Raw genomic sequence first — 17,071 nt, 5'->3', positions numbered from 1 at the left:
TCCACTATTCCGTTCCCCTACCGGAGCGGAATAGGGTATCCGCCTACTCGAACGTTTCGTGACGACCTCATCGTTCACCCCGGCCAAGCGTCCGCACATGAGGCGTTTGCCTCAATTCCCCTGCGGTACCGGCGGGGCGACGAGTCCGTGCTGCATCGCGTACAGGCTGGCACCGATCCGGTTTGACACCCCGATCTTGGCGTAGATCCGCTCGACATGGTTGCGTGCGGTTTTTTCGCTGATCACCAGTGCCGCTGCGATTTCCTTGTTGGATGCCCCACGCGCAACAAGGCGGAGCACTTCGGCTTCGCGGGCAGTCAATCCGCCCGGCCGCGGACTGGGTTGCTCGGCACGCCGCCGGCTGCGTGCAGGACGGCGTCGACAGCGACCCCATCAAGGCGGCCGGCTTGGACGTCTTGGCGCAGGCGGTGTTCCGCCGCTTCGGGGGACAGCTCGGCACGATATGGCCGCGGTTCGCACGCGGCCTGGTAGCGCACCGCGGCGGCCAGCAGACGATCCGGCAGACCCAGCGCGGCTCCGGCAAGCCCACGCGGATAGCCCGAACCGTCCACGCGCTCATGGTGATTACCGGCGACCTGCGCGACCCGCTCCAAGCCGCGGACCTGACGCAGAATCCGCACGGTGAAGTACGAGTGCAGGCGCACCCGCTCGAATTCACTTGGGGTCAATTGGCGTGGCGCGGACCAGATCTGGTTCGACACCCCGATTCGGCCGAGGTCGTGGACGTATCCGGCGTGGCGGGTCAGGGCCACCGTGGAAGGATCAAGGTTCATCACCGCGGCCGCGTCCGCGACCAGGCGGGCCACCGCTTGTGAATGTCCAAGGGTGAAGGGGCATTTCAGGTCGACAAAGTCTCCCAGTGCGGCCAGAAGCGCGTCCAGCGAATGGGCGTCGAGCCGTTGCTGGCGATCAGGTGCCTCCCGCAACGCCGTCGCCCAGACGTCTCCGGTGGGCGGCCCCGCCAACAACTCGTGGGGCTTTTCTAGGAACGCGTCGACGATGTGTGGGTCGAACTGACCGCCCCGACGACGGCGGACCATGGCGACGGCGCCGTCGATGCCGAAGGCACGGTGGTGAATCTCGGCCATGTCGGCAAGCTGAGCGATCCGCATCGGCAGCGGAATGTCTTCGCCCCGAACGCCGTTGGGTAGTCCACCGCCGTCATAGCGCTCGAACGCAAACGCCAGTGCGGCCTGCACGTCCGCACCTAAGCCGATGCGCTGCGCCAGCAGCGTCGCCGACGCACAGTGCGACCGCACCAGCCGGGCCAGCTGGCCGTGCGCGTTGGCGAACAGTGCTGTCATCACCGCCAGCCTGCGGATCAATGGTTCACCGCGGGCCACATTGCTGACCAGGAACCGCAAATACGGCAAGCCCGCCCAGTCAACCAATGCGGACTCGCGGCGCACAGCGATATCGTCTCCGAACCACCGCGCGTATTCGTGCGAGTCGGCGTGACAGCCGATCCACATCACCAGGTTCGTGTAGTAGGTGCAGTCACGCTGGTCCCGGCTGAGCCCCAGCCGATCGGCGATCCTGGTGCCGATCAGTGCCGCGCGAAGCATGTGCTCGCTGGGTTGACCCAGGCCGAGATCGATCGCCACCGACAGCGCGGCGAGCACCTCGGCGCGACTGGGCAGCACCGGCCCGCGCAGGTCTACACCGTCAGGCTCATAGACCACCATTCGATTCTTGCCTAAAAGTGGTTGCGCCGACGTACTTGTTGAATTTCGCCGCTGATGCCGCAGCCGACAACCGCCGCAGGTGTCGTGGGTGGGTCCCCGCGGACTAGGGCGTCACAGAATTTCGGCGAGGTGATCTGCCGACGCGGTAGCCGGCGGGGAAGGACATCTCGATCACTCGGAGCTGGTGATTGGCTTTCGACTCGAGCTCCAACACGATGCAGCTGTCACTGACCGCCTTGGACTCCAGAACGGTGTAGTGCTGACCGCCACCGTTGACGTCGGTGATCGGGTCACCTGAGCGCAGTGCCTCGACGGGCACCAGTTCGGGGGTTGCGTGTGACTCCACCCGGGCAACGTTAGGGCAACCGGGCCAGCGACGGGAGGGCTTTCACCGAAAGCGCCGTCGGCTAGGGATCGTCGTCTTCGTCGTCCCCCTCTCGCAGCAGTTTCTCGGGGTGGTGGAACAGGTTGGTCCGCGGTTGACCCCGGTCGAGGTGCGGTGGTGGAATCCATTCGGTCTCGCCGTCTTTGCGTTTGCGGGTTTGCCAGCCAACGGGTTTGACGATCGGGTGATGCCCGCCGCAACCCAATGTCAGGTCGTTGACGTCGGTGACGCGCGACTTGGCGTATTCGGTCACATGATGAACCTCGCAGTAGTAGCCGGCCACATCGCAACCAGGATGCGAACACCCGCGATCCTTGGCGTACAACACGATTCGCTGGCCGGGCGAGGCCAGGCGTTTGGTGTGATAGAGCGCCAGGGCACGACCCTTGTCGAAAATTGCCAGATAGTGGTTGGCGTGGCGGGCCAGACGGATCACGTCTGTCATCGGCAGCAGCGTGCCGCCACCGGTGAGCCCCTTGCCCGCGCCGGCCTCTAACTCGGCCAGCGTCGTGGACACGATGATGGTGGCGGGCAGCCCGTTGTGCAGACCCAGCGCGCCGCTGGCCAGCAGCGCGCGCAGCCCGGCGTGCAGCCCATCGTGGTTACGCTGCGCGGCGCTGCGCGTGTCGTGCCGCACGGCGTCTTCGCTGGGGGTGCCGTCCACGACGGGTTTTTCGTCATAGGGGTTGGCCATGCCCGGCGCGGCCAGTTTGGCCAACACCGCCTCCACCGTGGCGCGCATCGCCGGGGTGAGCCAGCCGCGAATCGGGCTCATGCCGTCGATGTCTTGCTTGCCCAAGGTCAGGCCACGGCGCCGGGCGCGGTCCTCGTCACTGAACTGCCCGTCGGGGTTGAGGCAGTCGGCAAGCTTATCGGCCAGCTTGGCCAGCTGATCAGGACGAAACTGCTCGCCCAACCGGGCCAGCTTGGCTTCAGCTCGCTCGCGCGTGGTCGCGTCGATCCAACATGGCAGCTGCTCGAAGAACCGCCGGATGACCGCGACGTGGCCAGCGCCGAGCTTCCCGGCCCGCTGCCCGGCCGCGGTGGCAACCAGCCGCGGTGGCAGCGGTTCACCAGTCAAAGCCTGCCGTTCGCCGAGGTCCTCGGCTTCGCGGATGCGGCGGGTGGCCTCGCTGCGGGTGATGCGCAGCCGGTCGGCCAACGCGTGCGACAGCTTTCCGCCCAGCTCGACGGGCGTCGCCTGCTGCCGTACCCCGTTGATCAAGGCGTGACCGGCCACCGGCAGCCGGCGAGCCACCCTTTCCAGCCGCTCCAACACCAGCAACCGCTCCGGTGTGGTCAGCGCGTCGAACCGCAACGCGGCCAGCTCGTCGACTGCGGATTCCAGCCGGTCCAGCACCGCGACGGTCACGTCGCGCCTCGAAAGCATGTTCGAATCATATCGGCGACGTCCGACGTCGATCCCTTCACAAGCCCCCGGCTGTGGATGAACGCCAGGTTGTCAGCCGTCGAGTGCTAAGTCTTTGCGGAAGCGTCGCATCCCGTCGACCTTTTCGGTCAGGGTGGCATCGGGTCCGGCGTAGAACATCCACGGCATCGTCAAGATCCCGGTGATACCGGCTTCCTCGGCACGCTGATAGTCGGCGATCGTGAATGCGTCGGTCAACGGTGTCAAGATAGTGAAATCATCGAGTGACAAGCCATTTTCGGCTCGCAATGCGCGAAGCCTGCGCGCCGCCTCGATAGCGCGATCGGTCTTGATCAGGTCGCCAATCCAGCCGTCGTTGCGGGCGGCACGGCGAAACGCGACCTCGCTGAGCCCCCCGACATAAACGGGTATCCGCGGCGGCGTGGGCTCCATCTCCAGCCTCGGCGTTTGATAAAACTCGCCGCGAAACTCTGTCCAGCCGGGCTGCCACAGTGCGCGCATCAACTCGAGCATTTCGTCGGTGCGTTTACCGCGCGCGTCGAATCGCTGCTCCATCAGCGCGAACTCCTCCTCGCACCAGCCGACACCGATGCCGAGCTCGACCCGGCCGCCCGCCAAAACAGCAGCAGTACCAATGGCTTTGGCCGCCAGGTAGGGGTTGCGAATGGCCGGGATGTAAACGGTGGTGACGAACCGAAGCCGCGTGGTCACCTGGGCCAGCGCGCCGATCAACACCCATGGATCTGGCCACTCGGTGAAGAACTGCCACCGCCGCTGCCCGTCTTTGGTGTAGGGGTAAGGAGTGGCCAGTGCCTCCAAATTGACGACGTGGTCGGGGATCCCGACGCCGTCGTAACCGAGCTCGTCGGCGGCCCTGGCGACTTCGACAATCTCGTGGGTGTTCAGGAACGCCGTGCTGATGTAGTACTTCATCGCATATCCCGTGCCCAACCCGGCATCACGAAAATCCCTTCGGCTTCTGCCGTAGTCCCGGTGCGGTCCGAAATCGAGCCGCGCACAAACGTTTTGACGCCTTCGGTGCGCTCGATTTCGGCTTCGGCGCGCAGCTCGCCCAGGGGAGTGCCGCGCAGGTATTTCACCGAGATGGTCCCGGTGAACAGCGGTTTGGTCAGCCCCTCGCTGGCGGCCTCGCCCAGAATGTGGTCCAGCACCAGGGCGCAGACACCGCCGTGCACCAACCCGGGCGGGCCCTCGTAGGCGGTGCCCAGGCTGAACTCACTCCAGCAGCGTCCGCCATCATGGTGGATGATCAGCGGCGGGGCGATCGGGTTGCGCATGCCGATCACCGCGTTACCCCACACCAGCGGGCGCCCATCGACGACGTACCGCACCGTCGACGTCGGGCTGAGCTGACTGGCGCGCAACTTCTGGGTCACCGCTTCGATGGCGATGCGCGCGTCTTCGATGGTGTCAGCGTCGACGTCGGTCAGGATGGTGGCGTCGATCAGATCTCGTACGGCGTCGGTCAACGGGCCGTACAAACCCGCCAGCCGATCATGCTCGTCGGCGCTGATCGTCTCGTACGCGATATCCACCGGACAGCCTCCTGCCTCAACTTCCGAATACCTTGCGCACGACCGATTTCGCGCGCCGCGTGATCCGCAGATAGTTATCTAGGAACTCGTTACCGTTACCATTGCGCCACCCGGCCGCGGTCGCGACGGCGTTGAGCTGCCGGCCCGGCCCGGGCAGCTGGTCGGTTGGCTTGCCGCGCACCAAGACCAGTGCGTTGCGAGCCCGGGTCGCGGTAAGCCAGGCCTGGCGCAGCAACTCCACATCTGACTCAACGAGCAGTTGAGCAGCGGCGATCGCATCCAGGGCGTCCAGCGTCGAAGTGGTTTGCAGCGCCGGGACGCCGTGGGCATGCTGCATTTGCAGCAGCTGCACGGTCCATTCGATGTCGGCCAGCCCTCCCCGGCCGAGCTTGGTGTGCCGGTTGGGATCTGCGCCGCGCGGCAACCGTTCGGCATCGACCCGGGCTTTGATACGGCGAATCTCGCGCGCCGTCTCAGCCGACACGCCGCCGGGCGGATAGCGGATCTTGTCGGCCATCAGCACGAAACGCCGGCCCAGATCCGGATCGCCGGCGACTGCGCGCGCCCGCAACAGCGCCTGCAGCTCCCACGGCTGCGCCCACTGCTCGTAGTAGGCGCTGTAGGAGGCCAGCGTGCGCACCAGCGGACCGTTGCGGCCCTCCGGTCGCAAATCGATGTCGAGGTCAAGCGGCGGGTCGACGCTGGGGGTACCCAGCAGCGCCCGGACCTGCTCGGCGATCGATGCCGACCAGCGCACCGCAGCCGCGTCGTCGGCGCCGCCGACCGGCTCGCAGACGAACATCACGTCGGCGTCCGAGCCGTAACCCAGCTCGCCGCCGCCGAGGCGGCCCATCCCGATGACCGCGAGGGTGGCCGGTGCGTTGCCGTCGTCATTAGCCCGAATCACCGCGTCCAGCGCGGCCTGCAGTACCGCTATCCACACCGACGTCAGCGCCCGGCACACGTCGGTGACCTCGAGCATCCCCAACAGGTCGGCGGAGGCGATGCGGGCCAGTTCGCGCCGGCGCAAGCTGCGGGCGGCGGCGATCGCGCGCACTGGGTCGGGGTGCCGGCTCGCCGAGGCGATCAACGCAGGGCCCACGGTTCCGGGCTCGACGTCGAGCAGCTTGGGACCCGACGGGCCGTCGCCGTATTGCTGGATGACCTCCGGCGCCCGCATCAACAGCTCCGGAACGTATTGCGATGTGCCCAACACCTGCATCAGCCGCTTGGCCACCGCGGGCTCGTCGCGCAGCGTGGACAGATACCATCGCTGCCCGGCCATCGCCTCGCTGAGCCTGCGGTAGGCCAGCAGCCCGCCGTCCGGATTGGGAGTGGTTGACAACCAGTCCAGCAGCCTGGGCAACAGCACCGACTGGACCCGGCCGCGACGGCCGCTCTGGTTCGTCAGCGCGGCAAGGTGACTCAACGCGCTCTGCGGCCCCTCGTAGCCGAGCGCGGCCAGCTGGCGTTCGGCAGCATCGGGTGTCATCGCGCGCAGGTGCAATCCGGCCGGGCTGACCGATTCCAGCAGCGGCTGGTAAAAAAGCTTGGCGTGCAGCCGTGACACCCGGATGTTGTGCCGCCGCAACTCTTCGCGCAGCACGCCGAGTGCGTCGTGGCGAGCGTCGGGGCGGATGCGCGCCGCGCGGGCCAGCCAGCGAAGCGCCTCGTCGTCGTCGGGCGGCGGCAGCAGGTGCGTACGTTTGAGACGCTGCAGCTGCAGCCGGTGCTCGAGCAGCCGCAAAAACTCGTAGGACGCGGTCAGGTTCGCGGCGTCGTCGCGGGCAATGTAGCCGCCGGCCCCCAGCGCCGCCAGCGCATCCACGGTGGACGCCACATGCAGTGACTCGTCGGTGCGCCCGTGCACCAGCTGCAGCAGTTGCACCGCGAACTCCACGTCACGCAATCCCCCACTGCCGAGCTTGATTTCGCGGCTTCGCACGGCGGCAGGCACCATCTGTTCGACCCGGCGCCGCATGGCCTGCACCTCCGAGACGAAGTCCTCCCGCTCGGAGGCCCGCCAGATCATCGGACTCATCGCGGCCATGTAGCGCTCGCCGAGCTCGCGATCGCCGGCAGCCGGCCTGGCCTTGAGCAGCGCCTGGAATTCCCAGGTCTTTGCCCACCGCTGGTAGTAGGCGATATGTGACTCGACGGTGCGGACCAGTTCGCCGTGGCGGCCCTCGGGCCGCAGCCCGGCATCCACTTCGAAAAACGCTTCGGACGCCACCCGCATCATTTCCCGGGCGACGCGGGTGCTGACCGCGTCGGCGTACTCGGCGACGAAGATGACGTCGACGTCGCTGACGTAATTCAGTTCGCGCGCACCGCATTTGCCCATCGCGATGACGGCCAGCCGCGGCGGTGGATCGGTGCCGCACACTGTTTTTTCCGCGACCGCCAGCGCCGCGGCCAGCGCGGCATCCGCGAGGTCGGCCAAATGGGCACCGACTGCGGTGAATGGCAGCACCGGCTCGTCTTCAACGATCGGAGCCAAGTCGAGTGCGGCCAGCACTAGCAGCTGGTCGCGGTAAAGCGTGCGGAGCGCCGGTATGGCTGCAGCACTTGGTTTTTCAGCAACACTGTCGAGGAAGGTCCGGCGCAGCTCATCAGCGGACGGCAGTGTCAGGTTGCCGCCCAGCAGCCGCCACGAACGCGGGTGCGCGACCAGATGATCCCCAAGTGCCAACGACGTACCAAGCACCGCAAACAGCCGGGCCCGCAGGCTGCGGTCACTGCGCAGCGCCGCATCAAGCTCGTTCCATCCGGCCTCAGGAGTCTCGGCGAGCCGGATAAGAGCGTGCAGGGCGGCGTCGGCGTCCGGTGCCCGAGACAGCGACCACAACAGCTCGACGTGCGCCTCGGTGTCCCAGCCCAGTTGTGCCAAGTAAGCACTCGCACGTGGGTCGACTAATCCCAGCCGACCCGCGCTGGGCACTCGCGGACGGTGCGTGGCGGGTCTCGTCACGACGACGACGGTAGCGCAGCCGCGCTACAGCGACAGATAGGTCTTGAGCTCGTAAGGGGTGACGTGACTGCGGTAGTTCGCCCACTCGGTGCGCTTGTTGCGCAGGAAGAAGTCAAAAACGTGCTCCCCCAACGCTTCTGCGACAAGCTCGGAGTTTTCCATCTGATGCAGCGCACTGTCGAGGCTCGACGGCAGCTCGCGGTAGCCCATCGCCCGGCGCTCCTCGGGCGTTAGATCCCACACGTTGTCCTCGGCCTGCGGGCCCAGCGCGTAGTGCTTTTCCACCCCGCGCAGCCCGGCGGCCAGCAGTACAGCGAAGGTCAGGTACGGGTTGCACGCCGAGTCGGGGCTGCGGACCTCGATGCGCCGCGAGGAGGTCTTCCGCGGGCTGTACATGGGAACCCGCACCAGCGCCGAGCGGTTGGCGGCACCCCACGACGCCGCGGTCGGTGCCTCGCCGCCTGTCACCAGCCGCTTGTAGGAGTTCACCCACTGGTTGGTGACGGCGCTGATCTCACAAGCGTGCTCGAGGATGCCGGCGATGAAGGACTTGGCCACATCGGACAGCTGCAGCGGGTCGTCGGGGCTGTGGAAGGCGTTGACTTCGCCTTCGAACAAGCTCATGTGGGTGTGCATCGCCGAGCCGGGGTATTGCGCGAATGGCTTCGGCATGAACGTCGCCCGCGCGCCTTCTTCGAGCGCGACTTCCTTGATGACGTAGCGGAAGGTCATCACGTTGTCGGCCATCGACAGCGCGTCGGCATAGCGCAGGTCGATTTCCTGCTGGCCGGGTGCGCCTTCGTGGTGGGTGAATTCCACCGAGATGCCCATGGATTCCAGCGCGTCGATCGCCCGGCGTCGGAAGTTGGATGCCGAGTCGTGCACCGCTTGGTCGAAATAGCCGGCGTTGTCGATCGGAACGGGCGGCGACCCGTCGTCGGGACCGGGCCGCAGCAAAAAGAACTCGATCTCGGGATGCACATAGCAGGAAAACCCGAGTTCGTTGGCTTTGCCCAGCTGGCGGCGCAGCACGTGCCTCGGGTCGGCCCAGGACGGCGACCCGTCGGGCATCTTGATGTCACAGAACATGCGCGCCGAATGGTGGTGGCCGGAGCTGGTGGTCCACGGCAGGATCTGGAACGTCGACGGGTCGGGGTGTGCGACGGTGTCGGACTCCGAGACCCGGGCGAAGCCCTCGATGGAGGATCCGTCGAAGCCGATGCCCTCTTCGAAGGCGCCCTCGAGTTCGGCCGGCGCGATCGCCACCGACTTGAGGAATCCGAGCACATCGGTGAACCACAACCGGACGAAACGAATGTCTCGTTCCTCCAGCGTGCGAAGCACGAATTCCTTTTGCCGATCCATGTCCCGAACAGTATGCACTGGCTGTTAAGTCTGTGTTACTGCTGCCACGCTAGCAGCGAAAGTTATTCGGCGGTGACACCTGGTCGACCAAGTAGCGAACCACCGCTGCGTCGACGCATTTGTCGCCGTTGAACACTGCGGTGTGCTGAGTCCCGTCATAGGTGATCAGTGGGGCGCGCAGTTGACGCGCCAGCTCGACGCCGGCCCGGTAGGGGGTGGCGGGGTCGTGGGTGGTGGAGACGACGACGACCTTTCCCGGGCCCGCAGACTCGGCCCGGTGCGGCGCCGACGTCGGCGGGACCCGCCACAATGCGCATAAATCACGCGGCGCGAAACCGGTGAACCGGCCGTAGCTCAAAAACGGCGCCGCTTGCCGGATCTGCCGGTCGGCGGCCACCCAGGCCGCCGCGTCGGTGGGCGTCGGCGCGTCCACGCAGCGCACCGCGTTGAAGGCGTCCTGGGCGTTGTCGTAATGACCCTCGGCGTCGCGGCCGTCGTAGTCGTCGGCGAGGCGCAACAGGTCACCGGGGTCGGTACCGCGTTGCAGCCCCAACAGCCCGCTGGTCAGGTACTTCCAGTACTGCGGGGTGTAGAGCGCATTGATGGTCCCGGTCGTCGCGTCGGCGTAGCCGAGCCCGCGGGGATCCGACGTCTTGGCTGGCTTGTCGGCAAGCGGATCGACCAGTGCGTGATAGCGGTTGACCCACTGGGCGGGGTCGGTGCCCAGCGGGCAGTCGGCCGAGCGTGCGCAATCGGCGGCGTAGTCGTTGAACGCGACCTGGAATCCGGCCATCTGGTCGATGTTTTGCTGGACGGGTCCCACGCTGGGGTCGATGGCGCCGTCGAGCACCATGGCCCGCACGTGGTCGCCGAACCGCTCGAGGTAGGCGGTGCCCAACTGGGTGCCGTAGCTGAACCCGAGGTAGTTGATCTGCTCGTCGCCCAGCGCCCGGCGCACCACGTCCATATCGCGGGCAACGGAGGCGGTACCGATGTTGTGCAGGAAGGTCGGTCCCATCCGGTCGAGGCAGCGCTGGGCCAGCTGCTGATAGACCTGTTCGATGTGAGCCACGCCGGTGGGGCTGTAGTCGACCATCGGGTCGCGCCGGTAGGCGTCGAACTCCGCGTCGGTGCGGCAGCGCAGCTCCGGCGTCGAATGACCGACGCCGCGCGGATCGAACCCGACGAGGTCGAAATGCCGAGTGATCTCGCTGCCGGCCAGCGCCGCACCCATGGCCGCGACGCTGTCGACCGCCGACGCCCCGGGCCCTCCCGGATTGACCACTAGCGAGCCAAGCCGCCGACCGGTCGCGGGAATCCGGATCATCGCGAGGTGGGCCTGGGCCCCGCCCGGGTTGTCGTAGTCGACGGGCACCATCACCGTGGTGCAGCGCGCGCCGGGGATGTCGGTGGTGTCGCGGACAAACCGGTCGCAGCTGCTCCATTGCACCGCCGCGGGCTGGGGCGCCGCGGTCCCGGGAGCCTGGCGGCGCCGGATTCCGGGGTGGCGCTGGCCGGTGATCCGACCGCCACCGCAAGCCCGAACGAAAGCAGCGCTGAGCCCAGTTGTCTCATGCGCCCCATGGCTCTCATCGTCGCATGGGGTCCTCAGTTGCAGTGACGGCCAAACGATTACACGTTGATCACGTCTTCAGCACTTCGCGCCCGCGGGCGGCACTCTGCCATCAATCAGGTACGCGGTCGCGTAGTCATCGATGCAGCGGTTGCCTTGAAAGACCACGGTGTGCTGGGTTCCGTCGAAGGTGAGCAGCGCGCCTTTCAGTTGTTTGGCCAGGTCAACGCCAGCCTGGTACGGGGTCGCCGGGTCGTGGGTGGTCGATACCACCAGCGTGGGCGCCAGCCCCGGCGCGGAGATGACGTGCGGTTTGCTGGTCGGCGGGACCGGCCAGAACGCGCACGCGGTCAATGGCGCGTCGCCGGTGAACTTGCCGTAGCTCATAAACGGCGCGATCTGGCGCGAGCGGCGATCTTCCTCGATAACCTTGGCGCGGTCCTTGACCGGCGGCTGGTCGACGCAATTGATCGCGACCCGGGCGTCGTTGGCGTTGGTGTAGTGGCCGTGCGAATCGCGCCGCATGTACATGTCGGCCAGGGCGAGCAAGGTGTCGCCGCGGTGATCGGTCAGCTCGGTCAGGCCCTCGGTCAAGTGATGCCACAGTGTGGGGGTGTAGAGGGCCATGATCGTGCCCACGATGGCGTCGCTGTAGCTCAGCCCACGCGGATCAGCGGTGTGCGCGGGCCTGCCGATGAGGGGGTTGGCCGGATCGACCAACGGATCGACCAGACTGTGGTAGACGTCGACCGACTTGGCCGGATCGGTGCCCAGCGGACACGCCGGGGATTTCGCGCAGTCGGCAGCGAAGTCGTCGAACGCATCCTGAAACCCCTTGGCTTGGCGCAAATCTTGCTCGATCGGGTCGGCGTTGGGGTCCACGGCACCGTCGAGGATCATCGCCCGGACGTTCTTGGGGTAGGCCTCTGCGTAGGCTGAGCCGATCCGGGTTCCATATGAGTAGCCCAGGAAGGTCAGTTTTTCGTCGCCGACCGCCTTGCGGATAGCGTCCAAATCGCGGGCGACGTTAACGGTCCCGGCGTTCGCCAGGAACTCTTTGCCCATTTTGTCGACGCAGCGACCGACGAACTCCTTGGTCTCGCCTTCAATATGCGCCACACCCTTGGGGCTGTAGTCGACTTGCGGTTCGGCGCGCAGCCGGTCGTTTTCAGCGTCGGAGTTGCACCAGATCGCCGGCCGCGACGACGCCACTCCGCGAGGGTCGAAGCCCACTAGGTCGAACCGCTCGCGGACCCGCGGCGGCAGCGCCTGCACCAACCCGACGGCGGCCTCGATGCCCGATTCGCCGGGCCCACCGGGGTTGACGATCAACGAGCCGATCTTGGCGCCGGTCGCCGGGAAGCGAATCATCGCCAGCGTCGCGGTGCCGCCGTCGCGGCGCCGATAGTCGACGGGTACCGCGATCTTGCCGCACTGGGCGCCGGGAGGAACCTTCACCGCCGAGCCGCCGCGGAAATGGCACGCGCCCCACTGCAGCGGCTGGCCCAGCTTGGGGCCGGCCTGTACCGGCCGCCCGGAAACCATCCGCGTGCAGCCGCCGACCAGCACCATCGCGGTGATCACGATCGAGATCAGCGTGGTGCGCGTGATCTTGTCGCAGCGAGGCAGGCCCATGACCAACCATGCTGCCATGCGACGACCGCAGGCTCCGGTTAGCCCGCGCGCCGTGGCCGCTACCGGCTCGCCAGGAGCAGCTCTTCCATTGCCACCGCGAAGTCGTCTGCCAGGTTCCATAAGTCCGGCAGTAGTTCGGGGCAGGAGATGATCCCGACGTCGAGCTTGCCGTTCAGCGACATCACGGTGATGTTCAGGCCCGAGCCGTGGAACACCGGTCCCAGCGGGTACATCGCTTTGACCTCGCAGCCGAGCATGTACAGGGGATTCTGCGGTCCGGGCACATTCGAGATCACCAGGTTGTGCACCGGGCGGCTTCTGGTCAGCCGGGTCCGGGCATAGGCCCGCATCGCCAGACCGAACACCGCGGGCGCCGCAAATTGCGACCAATCCTGCAACAGCGTGGCGCTTATGGCCGAACTATGTTGTTTAGCAACAGAATTCGCCTCAGCTATGGCCTTTAACCGCTCGGCAGGGTCGGCGATCTGGGTCTCCAGACGGGAAAACATCCCGGAAATCTGGTTGCGGCCAGGCCGATCAGACTTGCCGTGCACCGAAACCGGCACCATTGCAACCAATGACGAGTCGGGCAGTTCACCCCGGTCGAGCAAGAATTGGCGCAGCACACCGGAAACCAGCGCCATCACCACGTCGTTCACCTTGACGTTGAAGTGGTTCTTGATGGTTTTGATGTCCTCGAGATCTAGCTGCGCATAAGCAATGTTGCGCCTGCCGGTGACGGGGGCGTTGAACGCGGTCGGCGGCGCGGCGAACGGAGGCGCCATCGCCAAACCGGCGCGCGCCCGCGCCAACGTCTCCACCATCGACGACACCGTGTTGGGCAACACATTCATCAAATGCATTGGGCGCGAAGCGAACTTCGCCAGCCCGCTCAGCGCGATCTGGATATGGTTGGCGTCGCCGACCCCGTCGACCGGATCCGGTGCGGGAGCGTCGGCTTCGGTGCTACACAGCTGCGACATCAAATTCGCACCGGTCATGCCGTCCACGCAGGCATGGTGCACCTTGGTCATCACCGCCAGCCGGCCGTCTTCCCGGGGATTGGTGCCCGCCACACCCTCGATGACCCACATCTCCCACAGCGGGCGGCTGCGGTCCAGCGGCAGTGAGGCGATATGACCGCAGATCTCGGCCAGTTCGGCTCGACCCCCCGGCGGCGGCAGCCCGATGCGGTGCAGGTGCCGACTGACGTCGAAGTTCTTGTCGTCCACCCAGACCGGATGATCAAGATTCAACGGGCTATCGGCGATCTTTTCGCGAAACTGAGGCATCGCCTTGATGCGCAGCGCCAAGTTGTCGCGGAAACGGTCGAAGGTGTAGCCGCCCGGCATCGTGGACGTGTCCAAGTCCAGGATCGAGCAGACATGCAATGGCTGCGACGCGGTCTCTAGATACAAAAAGCTGGCGTCGAGTCCGCTGAGCCGTTGCATTGGTAGTCAGGGGCGCGGTGTCTGCAAGGCAGACCCGTTTCCCCATCCCCCTTTCAATCCGTGCGTGCGGTTTTCCCGCACACGGCTTACCGATGATCTTCTAGACATGGTTACGCAGCCTTCGGGTAACGGATGGTGCCACGAAGTCGATACAGGCCGTGCCCGTTGAACCACGGCTCAGTCCACTGATCAGCTTGCCCAGCACGAAGGTTGCGGCCCCGCTTCTTAACCATCAAGCGGAACAACCGCCGCCACACGTACCGGTCGATCTGGGTGAACTTGTCGGCGGCGTTGCCGGTGCGAAAGTAATTTCCCCAGCCGCGCAAGATCGGAGTCAGCTCCGCGATGATGACGCGGATGTCTGTCCCGGCGCGGTTGCGGCCGGTGCGGTCGCGGACCTTCTCCCGCAGCCGCTTCATCGCCCGCTGTGACGGCCAACGGTGCAGGTAGTAGCGCACGATGCGCCGTTGTTCCCACAGCCGCCCCGACATGCGAGCTCGGAAGTGACAGCCCAGAAAATCCAGCCCCTCCCGACCCTCCCGTAGGTCGACTACCTTCGTTTTGTCCGGATGCAGCCGCAACCCCAATGACGCCAAGATTTCTCCCACCGCCGCCAAGGCGTGCTCGGCTTGTGCCGCGTTGCGACACAGCACCACACCGTCATCGGCGTAGCGCACCAACTCACCCACCCCACGGGCAGATAACTCAGTGTCGAGCACGTGCAGGTAGATGTTGGCCAGTAGCGGCGAGATCACCCCGCCCTGCGGTGTGCCTGCGACCGTCCGCTCCAACACACCTTCGACCATCACTCCTGCCTGCAGCCACAAGCGCAGCAGTTTGAGCACCCGCCGATCCGAAACCCGTTTACTGACCTGAGCCAGTAGCCGGTCGTGGTCGATTTCGCCGAAGAAATTGGCGATATCGAACTCGACCACAAACTGATAGCCCTCGATGAACCCGGTCCGCAAGCGTTCCTTAGCCATCGTCGCCGACCGCCTCGGCCGAAACCCATACGAGCACGACAAGAAATCCGCCTCGAAAATCGGTTCCAACACGATCTTGGCCGCCGCCTGGGCCACCCGGTCTCGCACCGTGGGTATCCCCAACGGCCGCTTACCGCCCTGTGGTTTGGGGATCTCCACCCGGCGCGCTGGCGCCGGACGGTAACGACCCGTGCGAAGGTCACCGCGCAACTCACGCAACATGCGGTCCACGCCGTAGTCCTCCACCGCGGCCACGGTGATGCGATCCACCCCGGCCGCGCCCTTGTTCTTGCACACGCGAAACCACGCCTCCCACAGGACGTCACCCCTGTAGATACGGTCAAACAGGGCGTGGAAACGCCGACCCTCAGACTGCTTGGCCGCAGCCCATAGCGCCCGTTGCAGTTGTCGCACTTTCACTCCCGACGGGCTCAACGGCTCGTCATCGGCTACGGCAAGCAATGGCTTGCCGGGGTTATTGGACCGGAGCGATCCGGTCATGCCCTCACACTTACCCGCTTCGCGCACGTGATCAAAGCAGGGGCCCTTCCCTCCCGACGCGTTATGCTGCACGCCGATCAGCGGTACTATGACCCCCTCGGACTCCCGCTGTGCTCCAAGGACTTTCACCATCGGCTTATACCCTTGGTCTCTTGCCCGACGCGGGCGTGCGCAGACGGGTCTCTCCAGTTCCGAACCAGACTGTGTGCACGTGCCATCTCCCCTACCCCGAGGAGACCCGACGAGCTGACCCCGGACCGGGACTCGCCGGACGTGGCCTTCACCGTGACATGAGCGGCTCGGCTCTCCTGTTGTGAATCTGACGAGGCTGCAGAGTTCGCGATGCTGCTACGGCCCGTGCACTTGCTCCCTCCAAAGAGGCTCTTGACACCCCGCTTAGCCCGTCGCCTCTCAGCGACGAACCGGGGCCTGCTACCCGGCGCTCCGGTGCTTACCGGGACGGGACTTCCACCCGCTAGCCTGATCCAGCTTTCTGGACGCACCATGCGCAGATGGTATGTCCGCGCCGCCGCGGCGGCGCCGGAATCGCTTAACGACTGCGGGTGTGACAAAGTCCACTGCACCTGCTGTAGGTGTTGGCTGCGGCAGATGGCAGACTGGCACTGTCCAACGAACCCGGGGACCCAGCGGGGCCACGAGGATCGAACCGACCAACACCCAAGGACAACGATGTCTGAGCACACCGTTTACGGGGCGGCGTCGAACGCCACCCCTGCGCCGCGAACCAAGACCCGCGTCCACCACCTGCAGAAGATGAAGGCCGACGGCCACAAGTGGGCGATGCTGACCGCCTACGACTACTCGACGGCCCGGATTTTCGACGACGCCGGCATACCGGTGCTGCTGGTTGGTGATTCGGCCGCCAATGTGGTCTACGGCTACGACACGACCGTGCCGATCTCGGTCGACGAGCTCATCCCGCTGGTTCGCGGCGTGGTGCGGGGCGCGCCGCACGCGCTCGTCGTCGCCGACCTGCCATTCGGTAGCTACGAGCCAGGACCCGCTGCAGCGCTGGCCACGGCCACCCGCTTCATGAAAGAGGGCGGCGCGCACGCGGTCAAGCTCGAGGGAGGTGAACGGGTCACCCAGCAGATCGCTGCCCTGACAGCCGCCGGGATTCCGGTGATGGCGCACATCGGGTTTACCCCGCAAAGCGTCAACAGCCTGGGCGGATTTCGGGTGCAGGGCCGCGGCGACGCCGCGGAGCAGACCATCGCCGACGCGATCGCCGTCGCCGAAGCCGGGGCGTTTTCCGTTGTGATGGAGATGGTTCCCGCCGAGTTGGCTACCCAGATCACCGGGAAGCTGACCATCCCGACCATCGGCATCGGGGCCGGTCCGAACTGTGACGCCCAGGTGCTGGTCTGGCAGGACATGGCCGGGCTCACCGGCGGCAAAACTGCCCGCTTTGTCAAGCGTTTCGGCGATGTCGCGGGCGAATTACGCCGTGCCGCAATGCAATACGCCCAAGAGGTAGCTAGCGGGACTTTCCCCGCCGACGAGCACAGTTTCTGACAGTACGCGCGAGCAGCCG

Annotated in this window: 10 protein-coding genes and 2 pseudogenes; 1 reads left to right on the top strand and 11 read right to left on the bottom strand. The window is 66.1% G+C overall.

Annotated elements, in window-relative coordinates:
• Positions 1-111 precede the first annotated feature (111 nt).
• The 11 genes and pseudogenes from MYXE_RS10170 to ltrA all read right to left on the bottom strand — a co-directional run bounded on the left by MYXE_RS10170 (position 112) and on the right by ltrA (position 15,516).
• Positions 112-1,706: pseudogene (locus tag MYXE_RS10170) on the bottom strand (HD domain-containing phosphohydrolase).
• Between the two features lie 103 nt (positions 1,707-1,809).
• Complete coding sequence (locus MYXE_RS10165; RefSeq protein ID WP_003918790.1) at positions 1,810-2,052, bottom strand: hypothetical protein; 243 nt, start codon at positions 2,050-2,052, stop codon at positions 1,810-1,812.
• 61 nt (positions 2,053-2,113) lie between these two features.
• A complete protein-coding gene (locus tag MYXE_RS10160; protein ID WP_085195849.1) occupies positions 2,114-3,481 on the bottom strand; it encodes an HNH endonuclease signature motif containing protein in 1,368 nt (455 codons plus the stop codon).
• A 72-nt stretch (positions 3,482-3,553) separates the two neighbouring features.
• A complete protein-coding gene (locus MYXE_RS10155) occupies positions 3,554-4,414 on the bottom strand; it encodes a TIGR03619 family F420-dependent LLM class oxidoreductase (protein WP_085195851.1) in 861 nt (286 codons plus the stop codon).
• Positions 4,411-5,037 (bottom strand): PaaI family thioesterase, encoded by a 627-nt coding sequence (locus MYXE_RS10150; RefSeq protein ID WP_085195853.1) that lies wholly within the window; start codon positions 5,035-5,037, stop codon positions 4,411-4,413. Before MYXE_RS10150 ends, MYXE_RS10155 begins: the two co-directional genes overlap by 4 nt.
• A gap of 16 nt (positions 5,038-5,053) precedes the next feature.
• Positions 5,054-8,008: a bifunctional [glutamine synthetase] adenylyltransferase/[glutamine synthetase]-adenylyl-L-tyrosine phosphorylase gene (locus MYXE_RS10145; protein ID WP_085195855.1), complete on the bottom strand. Its 2,955-nt coding sequence runs from the start codon at positions 8,006-8,008 to the stop codon at positions 5,054-5,056.
• A 24-nt stretch (positions 8,009-8,032) separates the two neighbouring features.
• Positions 8,033-9,373, bottom strand: a complete 1,341-nt coding sequence (locus MYXE_RS10140; RefSeq protein WP_003918795.1) for a glutamine synthetase family protein — start codon at positions 9,371-9,373, stop codon at positions 8,033-8,035.
• Positions 9,374-9,422: 49 nt separating this feature from the next.
• Positions 9,423-10,966 (bottom strand): annotated as a pseudogene (locus tag MYXE_RS10135) (alpha/beta hydrolase).
• 58 nt (positions 10,967-11,024) lie between these two features.
• Complete coding sequence (locus tag MYXE_RS10130; RefSeq protein WP_003918797.1) at positions 11,025-12,587, bottom strand: alpha/beta hydrolase; 1,563 nt, start codon at positions 12,585-12,587, stop codon at positions 11,025-11,027.
• 53 nt (positions 12,588-12,640) lie between these two features.
• Positions 12,641-14,032, bottom strand: coding sequence for a WS/DGAT/MGAT family O-acyltransferase (locus MYXE_RS10125; protein WP_085195859.1), 1,392 nt, complete (start codon positions 14,030-14,032; stop codon positions 12,641-12,643).
• A 110-nt stretch (positions 14,033-14,142) separates the two neighbouring features.
• Positions 14,143-15,516 (bottom strand): group II intron reverse transcriptase/maturase, encoded by a 1,374-nt coding sequence (ltrA, locus tag MYXE_RS10120; RefSeq protein WP_085196455.1) that lies wholly within the window; start codon positions 15,514-15,516, stop codon positions 14,143-14,145.
• A 690-nt stretch (positions 15,517-16,206) separates the two neighbouring features.
• On the opposite strand from ltrA, the gene panB reads away from it, so the two are divergent.
• Positions 16,207-17,052 (top strand): 3-methyl-2-oxobutanoate hydroxymethyltransferase, encoded by an 846-nt coding sequence (gene panB / locus MYXE_RS10115; protein WP_085196064.1) that lies wholly within the window; start codon positions 16,207-16,209, stop codon positions 17,050-17,052.
• The last annotated feature ends 19 nt before the right edge of the window (positions 17,053-17,071 follow it).

The organism is Mycobacterium xenopi (genome assembly GCF_009936235.1).
In the GTDB taxonomy this organism is placed as follows: domain Bacteria; phylum Actinomycetota; class Actinomycetes; order Mycobacteriales; family Mycobacteriaceae; genus Mycobacterium; species Mycobacterium xenopi.
This window is presented reverse-complemented; position numbering and strand designations above follow the sequence as displayed.

Coding starts and splice junctions, on each gene's coding strand:
- panB (WP_085196064.1), top strand. CDS start 16,207: ATGTCTGAGCACACCGTTTACGGGGCGGCGTCGAACGCCACCCCTGCG.
- MYXE_RS10140 (WP_003918795.1), bottom strand. CDS start 9,373: ATGGATCGGCAAAAGGAATTCGTGCTTCGCACGCTGGAGGAACGAGAC.
- MYXE_RS10160 (WP_085195849.1), bottom strand. CDS start 3,481: ATGCTTTCGAGGCGCGACGTGACCGTCGCGGTGCTGGACCGGCTGGAA.
- MYXE_RS10125 (WP_085195859.1), bottom strand. CDS start 14,032: ATGCAACGGCTCAGCGGACTCGACGCCAGCTTTTTGTATCTAGAGACC.
- ltrA (WP_085196455.1), bottom strand. CDS start 15,516: ATGACCGGATCGCTCCGGTCCAATAACCCCGGCAAGCCATTGCTTGCC.
- MYXE_RS10155 (WP_085195851.1), bottom strand. CDS start 4,414: ATGAAGTACTACATCAGCACGGCGTTCCTGAACACCCACGAGATTGTC.